Below are 19,293 nucleotides of genomic sequence, written 5' to 3' on the forward strand. Positions count from 1 at the left end.
CAATCGAACGCTCCTGATTGCTCTTTCGGCGATCCACGGTTATTGATGCCCTCAACCTACATCATGTAGGTTTTCAACCAGTAAGGCGTATGTTGTGCGAGCCTATGCACGAGTGAGGAGTCGTCACATGGCCGAGCCGGCGACTATCGAGGAGCTTGAACAAAGCATTCGAGACGCACAGGACAGATTCAACCAAGGCATGGGCGCCGACGGCGACGCGTCGCCATATCCGATGCTGAAGGAACTTCGCGCGCAGAGCCCGGTGCACGCCGGCTGGCCGGAGATGGGGATTGTCGGCAATTCGGGAGACGGTCCGCCGACCTTCACCGCCTATACGTTCGATACCGTCAAGGCCATCTTCACCGACAACAGGACCTTCAGCACCCGCTGCTACGAAGATGTCGTTCGGCCGCTCCAGGGCCCGACGATCCTGGAGATGCAGGAACCCGAACACGCGGTCTACCGCAAACTGCATGAGTTCGCGTTCGCCCGCTCGTCGATGAAGCGCTGGGATGCTGAACTTGTCGGTCCCTTGGTGGAAAGAACCATTGCAAAATTCAAGGACGCCAAGCGTGCCGATCTCGTCGATGCGGTGTTCATGCCGATCCCGGTGCGGGTGATTGCGGCACTGCTGGGGCTTCCGAATGCCGACGTGCTGCAGTTTCATCGGCTCGCGATCGACCTGCTGGGCTTCCGCGGGGACATGGAAACTGCGTTGCGCGCATCGGCCGAGATGAGGGAGTACTTCGTCGGGATACTTGCCGACAAACGCAAAGCCCCCAAGGACGACATGGTTTCGATTCTGGCCGGTGCCGAAGTCAACGGCGTAAAGATGTCCGACGAACAGATCTACGGTTTCATGCGCAACCTGCTGCCGGCCGGCGCGGAGACGACCTCGCGGTCGACGGCCAGTCTTGCCCTCGCGCTCTTGACGCATCCCGACCAACTCGACGCCGTTCGCGACGATCGCACCTTGCTGCCTCAGGCCATCGAGGAAGGGATCCGCTGGGAAACCCCGCTGCTCAACTTCATGCGCGAGGTCACCTGCAATACCGAGATCGGTGGAGTGCAGATTTCCAAGGGGGCAACCATGATGCTCAGTTTGGGAAGCGCGAATCACGACGAGACGCGTTGGGACGAACCAGAAAAGTTCGACATCTTTCGGGAGCGTAAGCCGCACATCGGGTTTGCTCACGGCGCACACGTGTGCCTTGGTATGCACTTGGCCCGGCTTGAGACCACCAAAATTTTCAATGCGCTCTTCGACGAACTCCCCGGTCTTCGGCTTGACCCCGACGCACCCCCGCCGTACATCACCGGCACGATGTTCCGTTCCCCGCCCCGCCTCGACGTCGTGTGGGATTGAGAGAGGTATGCGATGACACGGGTGATCCAGTGGGCCACTGGCGTTACCGGGATGATGTCGCTTCGTCACGTCATCGAACGAGCGGATCTGGAACTGGTCGGGGTGCGCGTCTACGACCCCGCGAAGACGGGAGTGGACGCCGGCACGCTGTGCGGTCGCGGCAAAGTCGGACTTCACACCACCGCCGATCGCGACGAGATCATCAGCACCGACGCGGACGTGGTGCTCTACATGGGCAAGGTCGAGACAGACACACCGGCCTGTTTTGCCGACGTCTGCGAGCTGCTCGCGTCAGGCAAGAACGTCGTAGCCACCGGAAGCCGGTTCATCCACCCCCGGTCGCTGCATGCCTCGTTGGCAGATGGCATCGAGAATGCCTGTCGCACAGGGCAATCCTCATTCCTCGGACTCGGGTTATATCCGGGATTCGTCGGCGAATCACTGGCGCCCATCCTGTCGCGACTCACCTCCCGCGCCGGGCGGATCAGCGTCCGTGAGGTGCTGAACTACTCGACCTACGCCAGCCACGATCTGATCTTCAATGCCATGGGTTTCGGGCACACGCCCGACGACACGACGCCGCTGCTGACGAACACCGAGTACGCGGCGAGCGCCTGGATCGGCAGTGCCACCGTGCTGGCGCAGTCGTTGGGGCTGAAGATCAGGTCCGTGCAGGGGTTCCGCGACGTCCGGACCACCTCGCGGGCGTTGACGGTGGCCGCCGGCGAGGTTCCCGCGGGCACGGTCGCTGCCATACGATTCGGTGTCGAGGCAGATTGCGGTGCAACCATATTGGCTGTCGAGCACCTCACCCGCATGGCCGATGACCTCGCGCCGGACTGGCCGACGGAGATCGGATACGAGGTGAGCTTCGACGGCGAGCCGAACCTGAGGTGCCGCCTCGTGATCGGCTCGCACGACGAGGATCACGCCAAACAAGGCTGCTTGGCCACCGCCATGCATGCGATCAATGCGATACCGAAGGTGATGGCGGCCGATCCGGGCCTCTACGACATCTCCACGATCGCCCCATTTGTCGCGCACTGGACAAACGGCTAAAGCGCACCCGCACTTCGATTGCCAAAACCGGTATAGCTGTGGATCAGTGGGAGATCGGCCATTGTCGCGAACCCTGCCGGTGCGGCGCACACGGCCGGAATGGCGTTGACGATTTGCATGGCGACGGTGATCAGTCCGGCTCTGACGTGCTCCTCGATGGAGGCCTCGCGCGAAAAGCTGGCCAGGGGGAAAAAATGCGTGCGCATGGATGGATCGCCCTCGATGGTCAGCGTCCAACCGTCGAGAGGTTTAGGCCAGTGCTCCGGGTACTCGCCGCCGACCGTCCACAGTGTCTCGAACTCGACCAGCGTCTCGCCGTTGCGTTGACCAACGAAATTCCACCGCTGCCCGGCTGTCGTACCGGCTTTGACAACGTGGTTAAAAATGTACAAGTCCTTTGGCGCGGGGACGGTTTCGAGCGTGACCGAGACATCATCGATGTCGCCATTCAACGCGTCAGAGATGAACCATGTCTGCTCGACGAACAGTCGCGTCAAGAAGCTGAGGTACTCGTTGGCCGTCGGCGTGACTTCGTCGGGCGGTCGACCGAACCACATCCCGTCGAAGGTGATCCCGGTGCTCTCCCACAGCGTCCAGTCGGCCCGCTCCTGCAGCGTGATCTGATCGATGGTGCGGCTCATCCCAGACAGCGCCAGCGGCAGCACCCCGGACAGGTTTCCCGGATTCAGGCCGCTGCCGTGGATGGTGCTGTTGCCCTTGTCACATGCGGCCTGCAGGCGCACGCGGTCGGCTTCGGGAATGCGTCGCGGGTGGAACAGGAACGCCGGCGTTGCCACGTTCTTTCCGCTCGCCAATAGAGCGCACACGTCGTCAACATTGGTGAAGGACGGCGCGTACAACACCAAGTCGGCGTCGAGCGCGAGGATCTGCGCGACGTCGGTGGTTGCGGTGACGCCGATCGGCTCTCTGCCGACCAGCGTTCCGATGTCCACGCCGTTCTTCCCGTCGGAATAAACCCGCGCGCCCACCAATTGGAGGTCTGGCCGGTGATCGATGATGGCCCTGACCATCTCGCTGCCCACGGCGCCGGTGGCCCACTGGATGACTCGCAGCGGACGGGTGCTGGCGGTCAAGATCGACTCCCTTCACGTCCCATCGCGGATCTCCAATGTATCGGCAGTGCTGATGTTCTTAAGGCAAACACTCGTTCCGGCAGCCGATAACGCCTATTCTCATCCTGTGACATACAGGGTGAAGGTTGACCCGTACTACGACCCATTCGACTTCGAGATCGATGACGACCCGTATCCCGTGTGGAAACAGCTGCGCGATGTCGCGCCGCTCTACCACAACGACAAGTACGGCTTTTACGCGTTGAGCAGATACGCAGATGTCGCGCGCGAGCTGGTGAATTGGAATGACTACCGGTCCGGTAAAGGCACGACCATCGAAATCATCCTCAGCGGGGTCGAGGTGCCACCCGGGATCATCCTGTTCGAGGACCCGCCGATTCACGATTCGCACCGGCGATTGCTGTCAGGGGTGTTCACGCCGCGGCGGATGGCGGCCATCGAACCGCTGGCCAGGGAGTTCTGCCGGCGCGCGCTGGAGCCCCTTGCCGACGCCGACACGTTCGACTTCATCGCCGACCTCGGCGCGTGGATGCCGATGCGCACGATCGGATACCTGCTGGGCATACCTGAGCACAGGCAGGTCGCGATCCGGCGAAACACCGACCGGCTCCTCGAATTGAAAGACGGCGGGTTCGCCCAGGTGGCCGATGACATGCTGACGCGTCAGGGTTCGATGCTGGAGGAGTTCATCGACTGGCGCTACGATCACCCCTCCGATGATCTGATGACCGAACTGGTCAACGCCGAGGTCGAGGAACCGGACGGTAGCCGCAGGCGGTTGACGCGTGCAGAGGTGCTGACCTACACGGGAACCGTCGTGGGCGCCGGCAACGAGACCACGACGCGGTTGATCGGCTTCGCAGGGCAGCTGTTGTCCGATCACCCCGACCAGCGCCGGGAGCTCGCAGCGGATTTCAGCCTCATTCCCGGGGCGGTCGAGGAAGTGCTGCGCTACGAGGCCCCGTCACCCGTGCAGGCGCGCCATGTGGCCCGTGACGTCGAACATCATGGGCAGACGGTTGCCGAAGGGTCGGTGATGTTACTAATCAACGGATCCGCGAACCGCGATGAACGCCAGTTCGCCGACGCCGATCGATTCGACATCCACCGACGGGCGGCGCATCTGTCCTTCGGGCACGGCATCCACTTCTGCCTAGGTGCTGCGCTGGCGCGCGTCCAGGCACGCATTGCGCTTGAGGAAGTGCTCACCAGATGGACCGACTGGGAAGTCGACTACGACAACGCCAAGCGCGCTCACACCACCAGCGTCCGCGGCTGGGCGAGCCTGCCGGTGCACGTCTGACATGACGAATACCGTAGACAGCAAACCTGATTCTCGTGCCACCGATGTGACCAGGCCTCGGTTCTCGCGATGGCCTGCGCGAGCGGGCTGGGGGCTGTTCATCGTCGCCTACCTGGCCTTTGCGGTCATCACCATCGCGACGATCGAATCCGGTCTGCACGGTGACCCGACCAGGACCAATCCGAATCCGAATCCTGCGCCCTATCCGCCGTTCCTCGGCTTCGACAACTGGCCGCTTGCCGTGTCCATCAGCTCGATTCCGATGGCGATCGGCCTGATCGCCGCTCTGGTATGGCTGTCCTACAGACAACGCAAGGTGCACTGGGCGGTGGTGATCGCCTTCGCCGGGTTGATCACCGGTGCGCTCGATCCTCTCGCCAACTGGGCAACGTTCGCGATCTTCGATCCGCGCATGCTGCATTTTCCCCTGACCTGGCCGTATGTGAACATTTCGCCGGATCTCGAACCCGCGCTGGCGTTCCTGGGCGGCTATGCCGCCTACTATCTGCTCACCGGGCTCGCCATTCTGCAACTGCACAATCGGTTCGTCGAACCGTTGATCCCGCGCACGAGTTGGCTTGCGCGCCATCGGCTTGTCTCGGTGTTCCTCGGCGCGGCCATCATCGCAATTCCCATCAACGGGCTGGTTCAATTCACGTGGATAAGGTGCGGCATCTTCTTCTACACGGAAGCCGTCGGCCCCGTGCTGCGCGTCGGGCATGTCTATTTCCCGCTGATCATGGCGGTGTACGACTCGTTCATCTTCGCGATGGTCGCGGTGATGTGCGTTCGCCAGGAGGACGGCGAACTGGCGCTAATCGGCCGCATCGCGCGGTGGCTGCCTGTGGGGCGGGGACGTCCGAAGCTGACGTTGAGCCGACAGTTGCTGATCTCGGTGACGGTGGGCCTGGTGTCGTTCGCAGTGCCGTTGGCGGTGCTCGCGGGCCTGCGGGCGGCGGGATTGTCCAAGCCCGCCTACGACCAGAACCCGTATCCGAGCGTGAAAGTTTACGATCCATATGGCCATTTGCAGAACGCGGGCAAGCCGGGGCCGTTCTACCGAACTAGCAAGGGGTAGTGAAACATTGGCGACTGAAGACAAGCGGCGCTACCGCGTGGTCCACGTCGGTACCGGACTGACCGGCCGCGAGGCGCTGCGGGCAATCATCGACGATCCGGCGCTGGAACTGGTGGGCGTCAAGGTGTCGACACCGGAGAAGGCCGGGGTAGACGCGGGGCGACTCTGCGGAACGACCGATGTCGGTGTAACGGCAACCGGCGACATATCAACGGTCTTGGCGCTGGATCCGGACTGTGTCGCATACTGCGCGACGGCGGTCCGGCGCGAAGAGGAAGCCATCGCGGACATAGCCACCTACCTCGAGGCGGGAATCAACGTGGTGACCTTCTCGACCATCCCGTTGGTCTATCCGACCGCGGCGCCCACCGAATGGAGCGAGGCTTTGGAAAGTGCGGCGCGGAAAGGGAATTCAACCTTCTACGCGACCGGCAGTGAGCCGGGTTTCATCAGCCTGAACATCCCCACAGCTCTACTCGCTGGGGCAGGTCGGGTCGACTCGTATCGGATGGACGAGTACGCGCTCGATCTGGACAAGGCGTATCCGATTTGGGACGTCTTGCACGAGTCGATGGGCTTCGGGAAGCCCGACGGTCACGTGCCGGTTCGCATCGCCTCGGGAAAGGTGAACAAGGACTGGGACACCGTGGTGCGCTACGTCGCTGACATCCTCGGATTCGAGCTCGACCGGATCGAACTGGATTGGGAGAGGCTCCTTGCGCCGACGGATCTGAACACCGCGCTAGGTGTCATCCCCGAGGGGACGATTTGTGCCCACCGCTGGCAACTTGCCGGCGTGGTCGGCGCGAGACCGGTTGTCGCCGTGCAATACTTCGCGACAGTCAGCAGCACACCGTGGCCGGATCGCTGGCCGAAGCCCGCACGCGAGGGCGAAGGCGGAATGGTGTTCCGCGTCCAGGGCAGTCCGAGTATGAGCTTGGAGTTGCATTTCGTGCAGTCCGCAACCGACCGGGCGAACCCAGGTGTCGCCGTCACGGCGATGGCCGCTGTCAACGCGATTCCAGCCGTCGTCGACGCCGCGCCCGGCGTGATTCCCAATCCGCTGTCGGGACCCTCGATCGTAAGCCGGCAGTCGCGCACCTAGCCGACGTCTATTGCGTTGAGCGGTGCGGTGATCGGCAGATCCAGCGACGTCGCAATCCCCGGCGCGGCGTCGACGACGTAGGGGATGGCGTTGACGACGCGCATGGCGGTCGCCTGCATCGCGTTGTCATTGGCGGACTCTGGAGTGTCCTCGGTGCCGAGCCGTAGGTCGCACTGCATATGAGGTTGGCCCTCGATGATGAGGCGGTATGTGCCGTTGGGTGCTGTTGCCCACTCCGGGGCCAGGTCGGCAGCCATGCGGTTGATGTGTTCGATGGTGATCACCGGCTGACCGTTGACCACGCCGGTGGTTTCGGCGCGGACGGCGCCAACTGTCCCGGCGGGAATGGTCCCGCACGCTACATGGAGATCGCGCGGGGTGATCACGCGTTCGTAAGACTCGGTGACCTCGTCGAGCTCAACGCCGAGCGCCTTGGCGACCAAGCCGATGGGTGGCCCCCAGGCGAACTGCTGGGCACCCTCGAGTTCAAGCAGCGGAGTGAAGTCCAGCGGCTTGCCGAATCCCATGGCGGTGACCATCAGGTCCTGATTCGGATAGGCCGAGTAGTCGAAGATCTCCTGCGCGCGAATAGACCGGATCGTGTTCGACAAGGTTGTCAGTAACACCGCGAACTGGTCACCGGCGAAGCCCGGCTCGATGCCCGACGTATAGATGGTCACCCCGCCCGACAAGGCCGCCTCGCGCACCTGGCTGGCGAGCTCGGGAATCCATCTGTCGGGGAACATCATTCCGGGCGTGTTGGTCGTGACCACATTGAGCCCGCCGCCGAGCAGACGCACGTAGTCGCGCACCGCGGCGGCATCCATCTCGGCGCTGGCTGCACCGTAGACGACGCAATCGGGCTTTAATGCGATGATGTCGTCTAGGTCGTTGGTCGTCGTCACTCCGATCGGACCCAGCCCGACAATCTCGCCGGCGTCACGACCGGTCTTCTCCGCGCTGTGCACCCACACGCCAACCAGCTCGAGGTGCGGACGACGCACGATCGCGCGTATCGCCAGGCTGCTGATCCAGCCGGTGGAGATGACCGCTACCCGTAACGGCTTGGCCTTCATTGTCATTGCTCCTCGTCGCAACCTCTTACAGATCGGGGATGGGCAGCTCTGAGTTGGGTCCCTGCAGGCCCCCATCGACGACGAACACCGAGTTGGTGGCGTAACAGTCGCGCGTCGACAAATACAGGGTCAGCCGGCCGAGGTCGGCGACATCGCCGATGCGGTGCAGCGGAGTGCGCTCTTTCAACTTCTCCTCCGACCCCGGAAGCAGGTCGAAACTCGATTGCAGCCCCGTTGTCATGAATGCGCCCAGAGCGATGGCGTTCACCCGGATCTTGGGTGCGAGTTCCTGTGCCATTGCTCTGGTGAGTGCCTCCAGGCCGCCTTTGGCGACGCAGTAGGGCAACAGTCCCCGAATGCCGAACCGCCCCGCCCCTGAGGAGATGTTGACGATGGACCCCTTGCCCACTGCGAGCATGTGCGGCACGACGAGTTGGCTCATGATGAACGCCGACGTGACGCAGTAGTCGAAGGTGTCGCGCAAATTCTCGTCGGTGAGATTGAGAAACGGGCCGAACGTCGCGAAGCCCACGTTATTCACCAGAATGTCGATGCGGCCGAATTCGTCGACCGTCGTTTGCACAACGCGCTCGCTGTCCTTGCGGACCAGCGCGTCCGCCGTCACGGCAAGTCCGTTGCCGCCCGCGGCCTTGATGTCCTCGATCGTCGACTCGACTTCGGAAGATGTGCGTGCCGTCCCGACCACTGTCGCGCCCGCCTCGGCGAGCACTTTGGCGATCCCTTCACCGACGCCGCGCCCCGCGCCGGTCACGATCGCCACCTGTCCGGTTAATTCGAACTGTTCCAACGCCACACCGGGAACCTACCGGAGCGAGAATTAATATTCCCAAAAAATGAGAATTTAGCTTTCGAAATCGGCTTAGAGTACGGGCATGACCCAGCCAACCGCGCTGCTGCACCACGTGGTGTTCGCAATCGGGCTCGAACGTCTCGACAAAGCTGCCGAGTACCTCACCGCCATCGGTTTCTGCTTCCACGCGTTCGACCACGAGGAGCTGCGTCTTGCCATCAGGCTCGACTGGGATCGCGGGTTCGAACTCATATCACCCCTGGCCGATGCACCGACCGACGCGGGCACCGCAGCCGACTTCCTCGCCCGCCACGGCGACGGTTCTGCTCTCCGTGGTAGTGCGAACCCCCGATTGTGGCGCGGCCGAGCACACAGCGACGCGATATGGCGTCAAGTCTGATTTTCGCCAGCATGTCGAGGGCGACGGTTTCGAGGTCACCGAAGTGAAATTGGAGCCTTTGTTCGGGATCCCATTGACGCTCCTTACAACCAACTTGCCGGACGGGCCTCAGCCCCAACGCGGCCGCCATCCGCAAACCGCTGGCTGGGGGTCAAATGAAGTCTGATCCGCCGTCGACGTTGACCGTGGCCCCCGTCACGTAGCCATTCCGCCGTGATGCCAGATACGCGGTAAGGGACGCGACCTCTTCGGGCAAGCCGGCGCGCCCGATGTCACAGGGATGGCCGTAGGTTTTCTCGACCCACGTCATGACATCCTTTGCATCTGACGAGTCCAGCCCCTCCGCAGCGAGCGCATCGCGTAGGACCTCCGTGAAACTGGCGGTCACGATGGTACCGGGGCAGACGCAGTTGACCAGGATGCCCTCCGAGCCAAGGCTTTTGGAGAGGTTCTTGGTGAAGCTCGACAAAGCAGATTTGCTGGCCGTGTAGGCGATTAGGCGGGCGCTCTGGCGCTGGATCGAGTGCGCCGACAGCGTGACGATGCGAGCCCAATCGGCCGCTCGCAACATCGGCAGTGCGGCGCGCACCGAGCGCACGGCGGACAGCGTGCCGAGATCGAATGCCGCGTGCCAGTCGTCGTCGTCAAGATCTTCGAAGGCACCCGCGCCGGGACCAACTGTGTGCACCAAGACATTCAGGTCGTCCCACGCATGACCAACGGAGGTGAACGCCGACGCGATTGACTTGGCATCGGACATGTCGACGCTGATCGTCAGCACTTCGGGAGCGCCTGCACTGCGAATCTTCTCCGCAGCCGAGTTCAAAGCGGCTTGGCCGCGTGCCATGATCGCCACCGAAGCGCCCTCTGCCCCGAGACTCTCGGCGATCGCCAGCCCCATTCCCTTGCTGCCCCCGGTGACCACCGCCGTTGCTCCGTTGAAACCTAGGTCCACTGGTGCTCCCTCTTAGATCAGCTGCCGGTCAGAGCCGGCCGGCGCTTGATGATTCGGGGCGCGAGGTGCACGATCTCGCTGATCACCGTCGGGTTGGCGCGTGAAATGGCGATGAGGGAAAGCATGGCATTGGCCACGTCTTCGACCGTAGACATCTCGTCCGGAATTTGGCCTTCGTGTGCCCAGGCCCGGTACAAATTCGCCAGCAGGTCGCGATCGGCTCCGCGGAGGATTTCGGTGTCACAGGTGGGGCCGACACTGACCCGGATCACGGCGAGATCGGGATGCTCGGCTCGCCAAGAACGCAGGATCTCGTCGAGCGCCGACTTGCTCGCGTGGTAGGCGGCCACACCCGCGCGAGGCCGACCGACGTCGTGGCTCGACGCGACGATGACCACGGCGTCGTCGGCCAAATGCGGCAGTGCCGCGCGCAGTACGTGGGAGGCGCCGACGGCATTGACGGCGTACGCATGCAGCCAAGTCTCCACTTCGGTATCTTCGATCAGCGCGAATGGCACCACGGCGCTGGTGAACACGACCGCATCGAGCTTGCCGAATTTGGCCACGACGTCACCGACGACGGATTCGACGCCGCGGGGGTCGGAAACGTCGAGCTCGTGCGACGATCCGTGCAGTTGATCGGCCAGCTTCGCGAGTAGGTCTAGCCGCCGCGCGGCGAGCGCCACGTTGGCTCCCCGGGAATGGGCGGCAACGGCCAATGCCTGTCCGATGCCCGAGGATGCCCCGATGATCAGCATCCGTGTCCCTGCGATGCTGAAGTGCCGGTCGCTCATGAATCGCTCCCTGTGCCGTGGTCGAGGCAATTCTCGCATATGAGAATGCAAATTCTCTGCGGGGGTGGCGGCAGTCAGCTGACCATCAGCACACCAGCAGTTCGCTGAGCTGCTGCGCCAGCTCCACCTTCTTGACCTTTCCCGTCGCGGTGAACGGAAGATCCTGCTTTGAGGTAACCCAGATGAACTTCGGCACCTTGTATGCCGAAAGTCGGCTCCGCAGTTGCACCCGCAATGACTCGCCGTCGAGCGTCGAATCGCCGCGCGGCACCACCGCCGCCGCGACCACCGTTCCGTTCTCGGGGCTCTCTGCACCGACCACATACGCTTCGAGCACGCCGTCGCAATCGGCAAGTGCCAGTTCTACTTCGCTCGGTGTGACGTTGGTGCCGCCGCCCGTCTTGATCAGATCGCCCAACCGGCCGGTGAATTTGATCCAGCCATCGTCGTACTCGACGCCGCAATCACCGGTCCGGTAGTACCCGTTCGCGGTGAACACATCCTCGCGCTCACGCTTGTAGAGGCGCTGCATCAATGAGTAACCGCGAACCCAGATCTCACCGCTCGTCCCGACCGGGACCGGTACACCGGTCTCGGGATCGACGAGGATGTGGCTGAGACCCTCGACCGAAAACCCTCCGGTTTCAGCTCGATCAGGCGGCTGTGGCGGATAAGGGTCCACGCCGATGTGGTTGCCGCACAGTTCTGTCATGCCAAGGGCGCTCGGCCCCTGGGGTCGCCGGTCCGGGGGCACCATCGCGGGCATGCTGGTGCGCTGCACCGAACTCAGGTCGTGCCCGGCGAAATCCGGATGCTCCGACAAGGACTTGCCCTGCTGTGGCCATCCGAGCGCTATCGTCGCGCGGTACCGCTCCATCAATTCCAAGGCCTCTGCGGCATCAAACGCCGGCTGAGTGACAAGCGTTGCGCCGTGGTGAATCACGGCCTGCAGTCCGGTGATCAACCCGCCCACCCAGAAGAACGGCATTGCGGTGAACAAGACGCTATCGGCGGTGATGCCGTACTGGAAGGTGAGGTTATAGCTGTGGCGGACCAGGGTGCCCTGTGTGTGTACCGGTGCCTTCGGGTCACCGGTACTGCCCGAGGTGTAAATGATCATCGCCTCGTCCGCCGGGGTCACGCAGGACTCGACTTCGAGGAGGAAATCGGCGTCGATGCCTGCCGGTAGTTCTTTGTCCTCGAATGCCGTCGCCCAGGCCCGGTCGCACGGTCCCCACACCCCGATCGTGCGCAGAAAAGGCATCTTGTGCAGGATGATGCGGCCCGGTTGACGCTGTTCGGCGAGCCCGGACAATGCCTCCTCAAGTCGTTCGACGAAATCGTGGTTGCGGAAGGCAGACCATGCCAGGACCGCTTTCAGGTCAGCGTGACGGGCCGTCCAGGAGAGTTCGGACGCCTTGTAGAACGTGTTGAGTGGAACAGCGACGGCGCCGATGCGGGTGGCCGCGAACCAGGCGAGCGCCCATTCCACGCTGTTGGGCATCAGAATCCCGACGTGGTCTCCCTTTCCGATACCCTTGGCGAGCAGTGCCATCGCCAACTGCGATGAACGCAGGTCGAGATCGACGTAGGTCAGCACGTGTCCGTCGGCGATGAGGAATGGATTGTCACCGAAGCGCTCTGCAGACGATCTCACCAGGGCGGGGACCGTAGGCATGATCGTCGGGAAGGGCATGTGGTCGTCATCCTCCTGTTCATTGGGCCTCAACAGGATAGTTGCCTTTCCGTCAAACGAGAACACCGGTTCTCGGTACTACGGTGTCGAACTACACTGCAAACCATGGCGCCGGACCGTCTGGATCGGATCGAGTCCAGTTTGGCGATCAGTCAGCTGCCGAGTCGCTGTGCCATGGCGCTGGATGCCCGCGATGTGGACGCGTTAGTGGCGCTTTTCGTCGACGATGTCGACGCCGGCCCGCAGGGCCGCGGCCGGGAGGCGTTGCAGCGCTGGTATGACCGGGTTCTGCGGCGGTTCTACCGCAGCATCCACCTGATCTGCGGGCACGAGTTCGACTTCGTCGACGCCGATCATGCGACGGGATCGGTGTACTGCCGCGCGGAGCACGAGGACGGTGACGGGTGGTACGTCATAACAATGCGCTACGACGATGTGTACGAACGACGCGATGGCCGGTGGTACTTCGTCAAGCGGCGTGAGCACCCGTGGTACTCCGTAGACGTGACCGAACGGCCCGGGCCGGAATTCATCCGGTGGCCGACGGACGTACCGCTTCGCGCGGCCATGCCGCAGCGGATGCCGAGTTGGCGAGCGTTTTGGGAGAACGGCGATCCCGAGCAACCGGGGCGGCTCTCCCGGCGGCCGTAGTCCGTTTACAATGCAGAGCGAAAGTGACATTCTCATTTACGTAAATGCCAGTTATCGCAAGCTTGGGAGGGCGTCATTTCTGACGACAAGGTGCTCAGCGGAGTTCGTGTGCTGGAGGTCGCCGCGTGGACGTTCGTGCCCTCGGCCGGAGCGGTACTCGCGGAGTGGGGCGCAGAAGTCATCAAGGTCGAGCCGCGCATCGGCGGTGATCCCCAGCGCGGGCTGGTCACCATGGGAATCGTTGACGGTGGCGGCGGGTCGGTCAACTACATGATCGAAATCCCCAACCGGGGTAAGAAATCTATCGGGGTGGACCTGAGCACTCCCGGCGGTCAGGAAGTGGTGCGCGAGCTGGCCAAGACCTGCGACGTGTTCTTGACCAGTTACCTGCCGGAGCGCCGCAAGAAGTTTGGCATCGACGTCGAGGACATCAGAGCGGCCAACCCGAGCATCGTTTATGTGCGGGGGTCGGGGCACGGGCCGAAAGGGCCCGATGCCGACAAGCCCGGCTACGACGGTGTGTCCTACTGGGCGCGTGGGGGAATCGCCAACGTCCTCACCGAGGAGGCCGACGAGCTGGTGCGTTCGCGGCCCGCGTTCGGCGACCTGCTCGGCGGGATGACGATCGCGGGAGGGATCGCCGCCGCGCTCTACAAAAAGGCAACGACCGGAAAAGGCTCGGTGGTCGACGTTTCCCTCCTCGGATTGGCCGCGTGGAACCTCGGCCCCGACGTCGCGGTGAGCCAGATACACGGCGGCAGCGCCATTCCCAAGTACGGGCACGCCGATTCACCCAACCCGCTGGTGGCCACCTACCGCACGAAAGACGACCGCTACGTGCAGCTCATGATGCTGCAACTCGACAAGTTCTACGCCGAGGCGATGCGGGTGATCGGTCTGCCCGAGTTGGTCGACGATCCGCGATTCGCCGATCCCGCGTCGCGGTTCGAGAACCGAGTAAGTCTGGTCGCGTTGCTGGACGAGGCGTTTGCAAGGCGCACATTGGCCGAATGGCGCGAGACTCTGGCGGCACTCTCAGGGGCATGGGGAATCGTGCAGACACCGGCCGAGCTTTGTCAGGACCCCGCCGTCGTCGCGAACGGCTACGTCGCGCGCACCCAAACCGTCAGCGGAGTGCCGTTTTCGTTGCCCACCAACCCCGTTCAATTCGACGGGCGGTCGGTTATCCCGCCCGGAGCGCCCGAGCACGGCCAGCACACTGAGGAAGTCCTGATGGACGCCGGCATCGACTGGGACACGATCACGAAGTACAAGGAATCCGGGGCGATCCTATGAGCTCAGCGATCTCCATCGAATTCGACCCGTTCTCAACCGAGTTCTTCAACGGGGCCTACGACACCTACCGACGGCTGCGCGACGAGGCACCCATCTATTACAACGCGAAGTGGGATTTCTGGGCGCTCACCCGGTACGACGATGTAGCACCCGCGACCAAAGACCACGAAACCTTCTCGTCGGCCAAGGGCGCGACGCTGGACATGGTCAAGGCGCATGACGACGCCATCCCGGTACCCAAGGTGATCATCTCCATGGACCCGCCCGAGCATCAGAAGATGCGCAGGCTCGTTAGCAACGTATTCACCCCGCGGTCGATCGCCGCGTTGGAAGATATGGTGCGCGACAAGGTCTATGAGCGCATCGATGCGCTGGATCCGGCGTCCTTCGACGTCGTTGCCGACTTCTCGGCCCTGTTCCCCAACGAGGTCATCACCACGATGCTCGGCGTGCCGAAACAGGACCGCGACCAGATCCGCCTCTGGCTGGACTTGCTGCTTGAGCGGCATCCCGGCGAGATCGCGACCACCAAGCGGGGATACCAGGCGTCGGTGAACACCGGCCTGTATTACTACGACCTGGTGCAGCAGCGGCGAGCCCGACCGGAAGACGACATGATCAGCCGTTTGATCGAGACGGAGATCGAACGCGACGGCGTGGTGGAAAAGCTTACCGACGTCGACATCACCGGTTTCGCAACGATGCTCGGCGGGGCGGGCGCCGAAACGGTCACCAAGTTGGTGGGCAATGCGATCGTCGCCTTCGCCGATTTTCCCGACCAGTGGCGCAAGCTTCGCGGCGACCGAAGCAAAATTCCCGCCGCGGTGGAGGAGCTGCTGCGCTACGAGGCTCCCTCGCAGTATCAGGTCCGGACCGCCACGCGCGACGTGACGTATTACGGGACAACGATCCCGGCGGGCGGTGCGGTGCTACTGGTCACCGGTTCGGCGACACGTGACGAGCGCATGTTCGACGATCCCGACCGGTTGGACATCGATCGAGAGCGCAAGATGGGCTTCAACCTCGCGTTCGGCTACGGGATACACAGTTGCCTCGGTGCGGCATTGGCTCGCATGGAGAGCCGCGTTGCGCTTAACGCGCTGCTGGACCTACTTCCCGAGTACGAAGTCGACCGCGACCGGCTGCAGCGTGTGGCAATGGCGAATGTCTGTGGCTGGTCAAATGTGCCCGTGCGCAGGGTTGGCTAGGGCGGGACGTTCAGCGCCGTCGGCCGTGGCCGTCGACGAATCCGTTCACCACATAGGCCCTTACGAATTCGGCGACCGCGTCGTCGTCACGCATATCGATCGTTGGCGATGGAGTCGTGAACAGGGAGAATAGGATTCGCGCGAACCATTCGGTCGCAGTAGGGATGTCGAGATCACTTCGAACCTCGCCGGTGAGCCTGGCAGCGGAGACGTAGGGCGCCAGGAACTCGGTGCATTCCTTCAGGAGCATGGCCGCGTTCTTCGTCATCATCAGGCTGACTTCCGCCTCGTCGAAGTACGCCTCCGGCTCGACGACCCTGCGCGCCTGGGTGACGAAGACGGCGGCTTCCACGAGCCGGCCCTCGAGGGTGCTACCGCCGCGACGGTCGATCGCCTTGGCCATGTTGCGGTAGAACCGCTGCGATGCCGCCTCGGCGCAGGCTTCGACGATTGTCTCCTTGTCCCGGAAGTATTCGTAGAATGTGCTGCGGGACACGTCGGCCGCCCGCGCTATGTCGACGATGGTCGTCTTGGCCAGGCTCTGGGTCCGAAAGCAGGCGAAGGCCGCCGCGATGATGGCAGCGCGGGTGTCGGTCGCGGTTGCCTGCGTCATGGAGGACTCCTTTCTAGCTTCCGATGAGAGTAGCGGTGTTGCGACTCAGCGGTCGGGCGAGAGGATCAGCCCGCTGGTCGGGACGCCGGTGCCCGACGTGACCAGGACATGTTCGACGCGGTCGACCTGGTTGTGGGACGTGCCGCGCACCTGTCGCACTCCCTCGGTGATCCCGTTCATCCCGTGAATGTAGGCCTCGCCGAGCAGGCCGCCGTTGGTGTTGATCGGCATCCGTCCGCCCAACGACAGTTCGTCGATCGACACGAAATCCTTGGCCTCGCCCCGTCCGCAGAACCCGAGTTCTTCGAGTTGGGTGAATACGAACGGTGTGAAGTGGTCGTAGAGGAACGCCGTCGAGATGTCATCCGGTTTCAGTCCGGAGTCGCGCCACAGCTTGTTGCCGACCACGCCCATCTCTGGTAGCCCGGTGATCTCTTCGCGGTAGTAACTCGTCATCACCTCGCCGTCGTACGCCGCGCCCTGGGCGGCCGCGGTGATGACGGCGGGCGGCTTGGGCAGATCGCGCGCCCGCTCGACGCTGGTCACCACCATCGCGACGCCGCCATCACTTTCCTGGCAGCAATCCAGCAGGCGCAGCACCGGTTCGATGATCCAGCGTGACTCCTGGTGCTGCTCAAGGGATATCGGCTTGCCGTAAAACCAGGCGTCCGGATTGTTGGCGGCATGTTTGCGGTCGATGACCGAGATCTTGCCGAAGTCGGCGTTGGTGACGCCGTAGGTCGACATGTACCGCTGAGCGTGCAGGGCGACCCACGCGGCCGGGGTCATGAACCCGAACGGGGCATAGGGTGCCATCCACAACGGCGTCACACCGGGCTGGCGTCCAGCGCCGCCGAAACGAAAGCCGGAGCGCTCGTTGAATGCTCGGTAGCACACCACTGCCTCGGCGGCACCTGTCGCGACGGCCATCGCGGCCTGCATCACGGTGCCCGCCGCCGCTCCGCCCCCGTGCGGCACCCTGGTGAAGAACGATAAGTTCTCGATACCGACGTTGCGGGCGACCTCGATCTCCTCGTTCTCGTCGACGGTGAACGTCACCATGCCGTCAACATCGCGGGGCCGCAAACCCGCATCGTCGATGGCTGCCTTGACCGCCTCGCAGGCCAGCTGGATTTCGGTGCGGCCAGACTCCTTGGAGAATTCCGTCTGGCCGATGCCGGCCAGAGCGGTTCTACCGCCGATGCCGGTGCTCACGCATCGACCCCGTCGAGCAGGCTGAGCACCGCGGTGCCGGAGACATGCGCTCCGAGGCTGTTGGTGCCCTTGAAGGTGACCTCGACCAAGCCCTCGCCGTCCGCCGACGACTTGTCGGTGACGCTGCCTTCGAAGCGCAGCGGATCGTTCGGGTAGGCGGGAACACCCAGGCGAACGGAAAGCTTCTTGACCATCGCCTCGGGTCCGGCCCAGTCGTGCAGAAACTTCACACACAGCCCGTTGGTGGTCAGGATGTTGAGGAAGATGTCTTTGGAGCCTTGGGAATTGGCGAAGTCACGGTCGTGGTGTACCGGCATGTAGTCACGGGAGGCGATGGCGCCCGCGACGATCAGCGTGGTGGTCACTGGCACGTCCATCGGTGTGACCTCGTCACCCACGTTGATGGTGTTCCACGCCAGGGTCGTGGTGCGCTTGATGGTGGAGGTCATTTGCGGCTTCCTTCCAGGTATGCGTTGCCGAGCCGGGCCAACTGCTGTGATGCCGACCCGAGTGCGAGTTCGTTCTGCTTGGCCCACAGGAAATAACGGGACAGCGGGTAGGTGACGTCGATTCCCATGCCGCCGTGCACCTGCTGGGCCGAGGAGGCGACGCGGGCGCCTGCCTCGGCGGCCCAGAACTTGGCGATGTCGGCCTCTCGATCGGCCGGTCGCCCTTGGGCGATCAACCATGCCGCGTGCCACGTGGTCCACCGGATGGCTTCGACGTCGATGAACGCGTCGGCGAGGCGCTGCTGGACGGCCTGGAAGGAGCCGATGGGGCGGCCGAACTGTTCGCGCTCGCTGGTGTACTTGGCGGCTAGTTTCAAAGCCCTTTCCACAACACCGATTTGGATCGCACACAAGCCGACGAGGGCGCGGGTGTAGAGCGAGCCGACTATGTTCCCGGCGTCGTGCTCGGTGAGCCGACGGCCGATCGCGCCGGTCAATTCCACATCGGCGTGGGGTTCACCATTGGTGGTGGGCACGGGTGCGATACCTACGCCGTCGGTTCCGGTGTCGACGATGAATAATCCGGGACCGTCCTCGGTCTGCGCCGACACCACGACGGCCGCTGCGAGTTGCGCGGCGGGCACCAGCTCTTTGTTGCCTTCCAGTCGCCACGTGTCGCCGTCGGATCGCGCGTTGGTGCGCGGTGTTGTCGGGTCGGAGTTGCCAGGTTCGACGAGCGCCGCGGTGAGGATCGTGCTGCCGTCGACCACGCCGGGCAGATACCGTTGCCGCAAAACCGAATCACCGTGCCGGACAATCGTATCCGCGCCGAGCAGGAGCGTGGCATACACGGGTACAGGCGCGACACTGAATCCGACCTCGCTGAGCAGTACACCCAATTCGACGAACCCGCCGCCGCTGCCGCCCACGGATTCTGGTAGTGCGATGCCGAGTAGGTCGGCGGATGCGAGATCGTTCCACAGTCCGGCGTCGTAGCGCACGTCGCCGGACTCCAGTTCGGCCAGATGTTCGGGCGTGGCACGGTGCTCGAACAGCTGGCGCGCAACTTTTCCGACCGTCTCTTGTTCTTCCGTGAACGTGAAATCCATTGTTTTCGCTTTACC

19 protein-coding genes are annotated in these 19,293 nt (G+C 63.3%); 9 read left to right on the forward strand and 10 right to left on the reverse strand.

All coding sequences use genetic code 11. The annotated features are described in order from the left end of the window. Window positions 1-127: 127 nt before the first annotated feature. The gene (locus A5678_RS11440) at window positions 128-1,366 is read left to right on the forward strand and encodes a cytochrome P450 (RefSeq protein ID WP_068042244.1); all 1,239 of its coding nucleotides are present in this window, start codon (window positions 128-130) and stop codon (window positions 1,364-1,366) included. A 12-nt stretch (window positions 1,367-1,378) separates the two neighbouring features. Further along, on the forward strand, window positions 1,379-2,425 hold the full coding sequence (locus A5678_RS11445; protein ID WP_068042247.1) for a dihydrodipicolinate reductase: 1,047 nt from the start codon (window positions 1,379-1,381) through the stop codon (window positions 2,423-2,425). Here the strand turns inward: A5678_RS11445 and A5678_RS11450 are convergent. Next, window positions 2,422-3,456, reverse strand: coding sequence for a dihydrodipicolinate reductase (locus tag A5678_RS11450; RefSeq protein ID WP_068042532.1), 1,035 nt, complete (start codon window positions 3,454-3,456; stop codon window positions 2,422-2,424). The genes A5678_RS11445 and A5678_RS11450 overlap by 4 nt on opposite strands. A gap of 169 nt (window positions 3,457-3,625) precedes the next feature. Between A5678_RS11450 and A5678_RS11455 the strand changes: the two genes are divergently transcribed. From A5678_RS11455 to A5678_RS11465, 3 genes are all read left to right on the forward strand, one after another. Beyond that, complete coding sequence (locus A5678_RS11455) at window positions 3,626-4,822, forward strand: cytochrome P450 (protein ID WP_068042250.1); 1,197 nt, start codon at window positions 3,626-3,628, stop codon at window positions 4,820-4,822. A gap of 262 nt (window positions 4,823-5,084) precedes the next feature. Further along, window positions 5,085-5,900, forward strand: coding sequence for a spirocyclase AveC family protein (locus tag A5678_RS11460; protein ID WP_231983635.1), 816 nt, complete (start codon window positions 5,085-5,087; stop codon window positions 5,898-5,900). 7 nt (window positions 5,901-5,907) lie between these two features. Then, on the forward strand, window positions 5,908-7,005 hold the full coding sequence (locus A5678_RS11465) for a dihydrodipicolinate reductase (protein ID WP_231983636.1): 1,098 nt from the start codon (window positions 5,908-5,910) through the stop codon (window positions 7,003-7,005). Here A5678_RS11465 and A5678_RS11470 read toward each other — a convergent pair. Then, window positions 7,002-8,087, reverse strand: a complete 1,086-nt coding sequence (locus tag A5678_RS11470) for a dihydrodipicolinate reductase (RefSeq protein WP_068042256.1) — start codon at window positions 8,085-8,087, stop codon at window positions 7,002-7,004. The genes A5678_RS11465 and A5678_RS11470 overlap by 4 nt on opposite strands. Before the next feature lie 19 nt (window positions 8,088-8,106). Further along, on the reverse strand, window positions 8,107-8,895 hold the full coding sequence (locus A5678_RS11475) for an SDR family NAD(P)-dependent oxidoreductase (RefSeq protein ID WP_068042258.1): 789 nt from the start codon (window positions 8,893-8,895) through the stop codon (window positions 8,107-8,109). A 79-nt stretch (window positions 8,896-8,974) separates the two neighbouring features. Here A5678_RS11475 and A5678_RS11480 point away from each other — a divergent pair, with 79 nt between their 5' ends. After that, window positions 8,975-9,292, forward strand: coding sequence for a nuclear cap-binding protein subunit 2 (locus A5678_RS11480; protein ID WP_231983637.1), 318 nt, complete (start codon window positions 8,975-8,977; stop codon window positions 9,290-9,292). Window positions 9,293-9,443: 151 nt separating this feature from the next. On the opposite strand, the gene A5678_RS11485 is transcribed toward A5678_RS11480, so the two are convergent. The 3 genes from A5678_RS11485 to A5678_RS11495 form a co-directional block, all read right to left on the reverse strand. Continuing rightward, window positions 9,444-10,247, reverse strand: coding sequence for an SDR family NAD(P)-dependent oxidoreductase (locus A5678_RS11485; protein WP_068042262.1), 804 nt, complete (start codon window positions 10,245-10,247; stop codon window positions 9,444-9,446). Between the two features lie 17 nt (window positions 10,248-10,264). After that, window positions 10,265-11,041 (reverse strand): SDR family oxidoreductase, encoded by a 777-nt coding sequence (locus A5678_RS11490; RefSeq protein ID WP_068042265.1) that lies wholly within the window; start codon window positions 11,039-11,041, stop codon window positions 10,265-10,267. A gap of 85 nt (window positions 11,042-11,126) precedes the next feature. Then, window positions 11,127-12,737, reverse strand: coding sequence for a class I adenylate-forming enzyme family protein (locus A5678_RS11495; protein ID WP_068042535.1), 1,611 nt, complete (start codon window positions 12,735-12,737; stop codon window positions 11,127-11,129). Between the two features lie 120 nt (window positions 12,738-12,857). On the opposite strand from A5678_RS11495, the gene A5678_RS11500 reads away from it, so the two are divergent. From A5678_RS11500 to A5678_RS11510, 3 genes are all read left to right on the forward strand, one after another. After that, entirely contained in the window at window positions 12,858-13,388 is a 531-nt protein-coding gene (locus A5678_RS11500; protein ID WP_068042537.1) for a nuclear transport factor 2 family protein, read from the forward strand. A 75-nt stretch (window positions 13,389-13,463) separates the two neighbouring features. Beyond that, window positions 13,464-14,684: a CaiB/BaiF CoA-transferase family protein gene (locus A5678_RS11505; protein WP_068042268.1), complete on the forward strand. Its 1,221-nt coding sequence runs from the start codon at window positions 13,464-13,466 to the stop codon at window positions 14,682-14,684. Then, a complete protein-coding gene (locus A5678_RS11510; protein ID WP_068042272.1) occupies window positions 14,681-15,892 on the forward strand; it encodes a cytochrome P450 in 1,212 nt (403 codons plus the stop codon). The genes A5678_RS11505 and A5678_RS11510 overlap by 4 nt, the downstream gene beginning before the upstream one ends. 10 nt (window positions 15,893-15,902) lie before the next feature. Here A5678_RS11510 and A5678_RS11515 read toward each other — a convergent pair whose 3' ends face one another. The 4 genes from A5678_RS11515 to A5678_RS11530 are packed head-to-tail and all read right to left on the reverse strand — an operon-like array spanning window position 15,903 to window position 19,278. Beyond that, window positions 15,903-16,505: a TetR/AcrR family transcriptional regulator gene (locus tag A5678_RS11515; protein ID WP_068042275.1), complete on the reverse strand. Its 603-nt coding sequence runs from the start codon at window positions 16,503-16,505 to the stop codon at window positions 15,903-15,905. 45 nt (window positions 16,506-16,550) lie between these two features. Further along, complete coding sequence (locus A5678_RS11520) at window positions 16,551-17,720, reverse strand: lipid-transfer protein (protein ID WP_068042277.1); 1,170 nt, start codon at window positions 17,718-17,720, stop codon at window positions 16,551-16,553. Then, window positions 17,717-18,169, reverse strand: coding sequence for a MaoC family dehydratase (locus A5678_RS11525; protein WP_068042282.1), 453 nt, complete (start codon window positions 18,167-18,169; stop codon window positions 17,717-17,719). The genes A5678_RS11520 and A5678_RS11525 overlap by 4 nt, the downstream gene beginning before the upstream one ends. Next, window positions 18,166-19,278, reverse strand: coding sequence for an acyl-CoA dehydrogenase family protein (locus A5678_RS11530; RefSeq protein ID WP_068042285.1), 1,113 nt, complete (start codon window positions 19,276-19,278; stop codon window positions 18,166-18,168). The genes A5678_RS11525 and A5678_RS11530 overlap by 4 nt, the downstream gene beginning before the upstream one ends. Between the last annotated feature and the right edge of the window lie 15 nt (window positions 19,279-19,293).

The organism is Mycobacterium sp. E2733 (assembly GCF_001667585.1).
Classification (GTDB): domain Bacteria; phylum Actinomycetota; class Actinomycetes; order Mycobacteriales; family Mycobacteriaceae; genus Mycobacterium.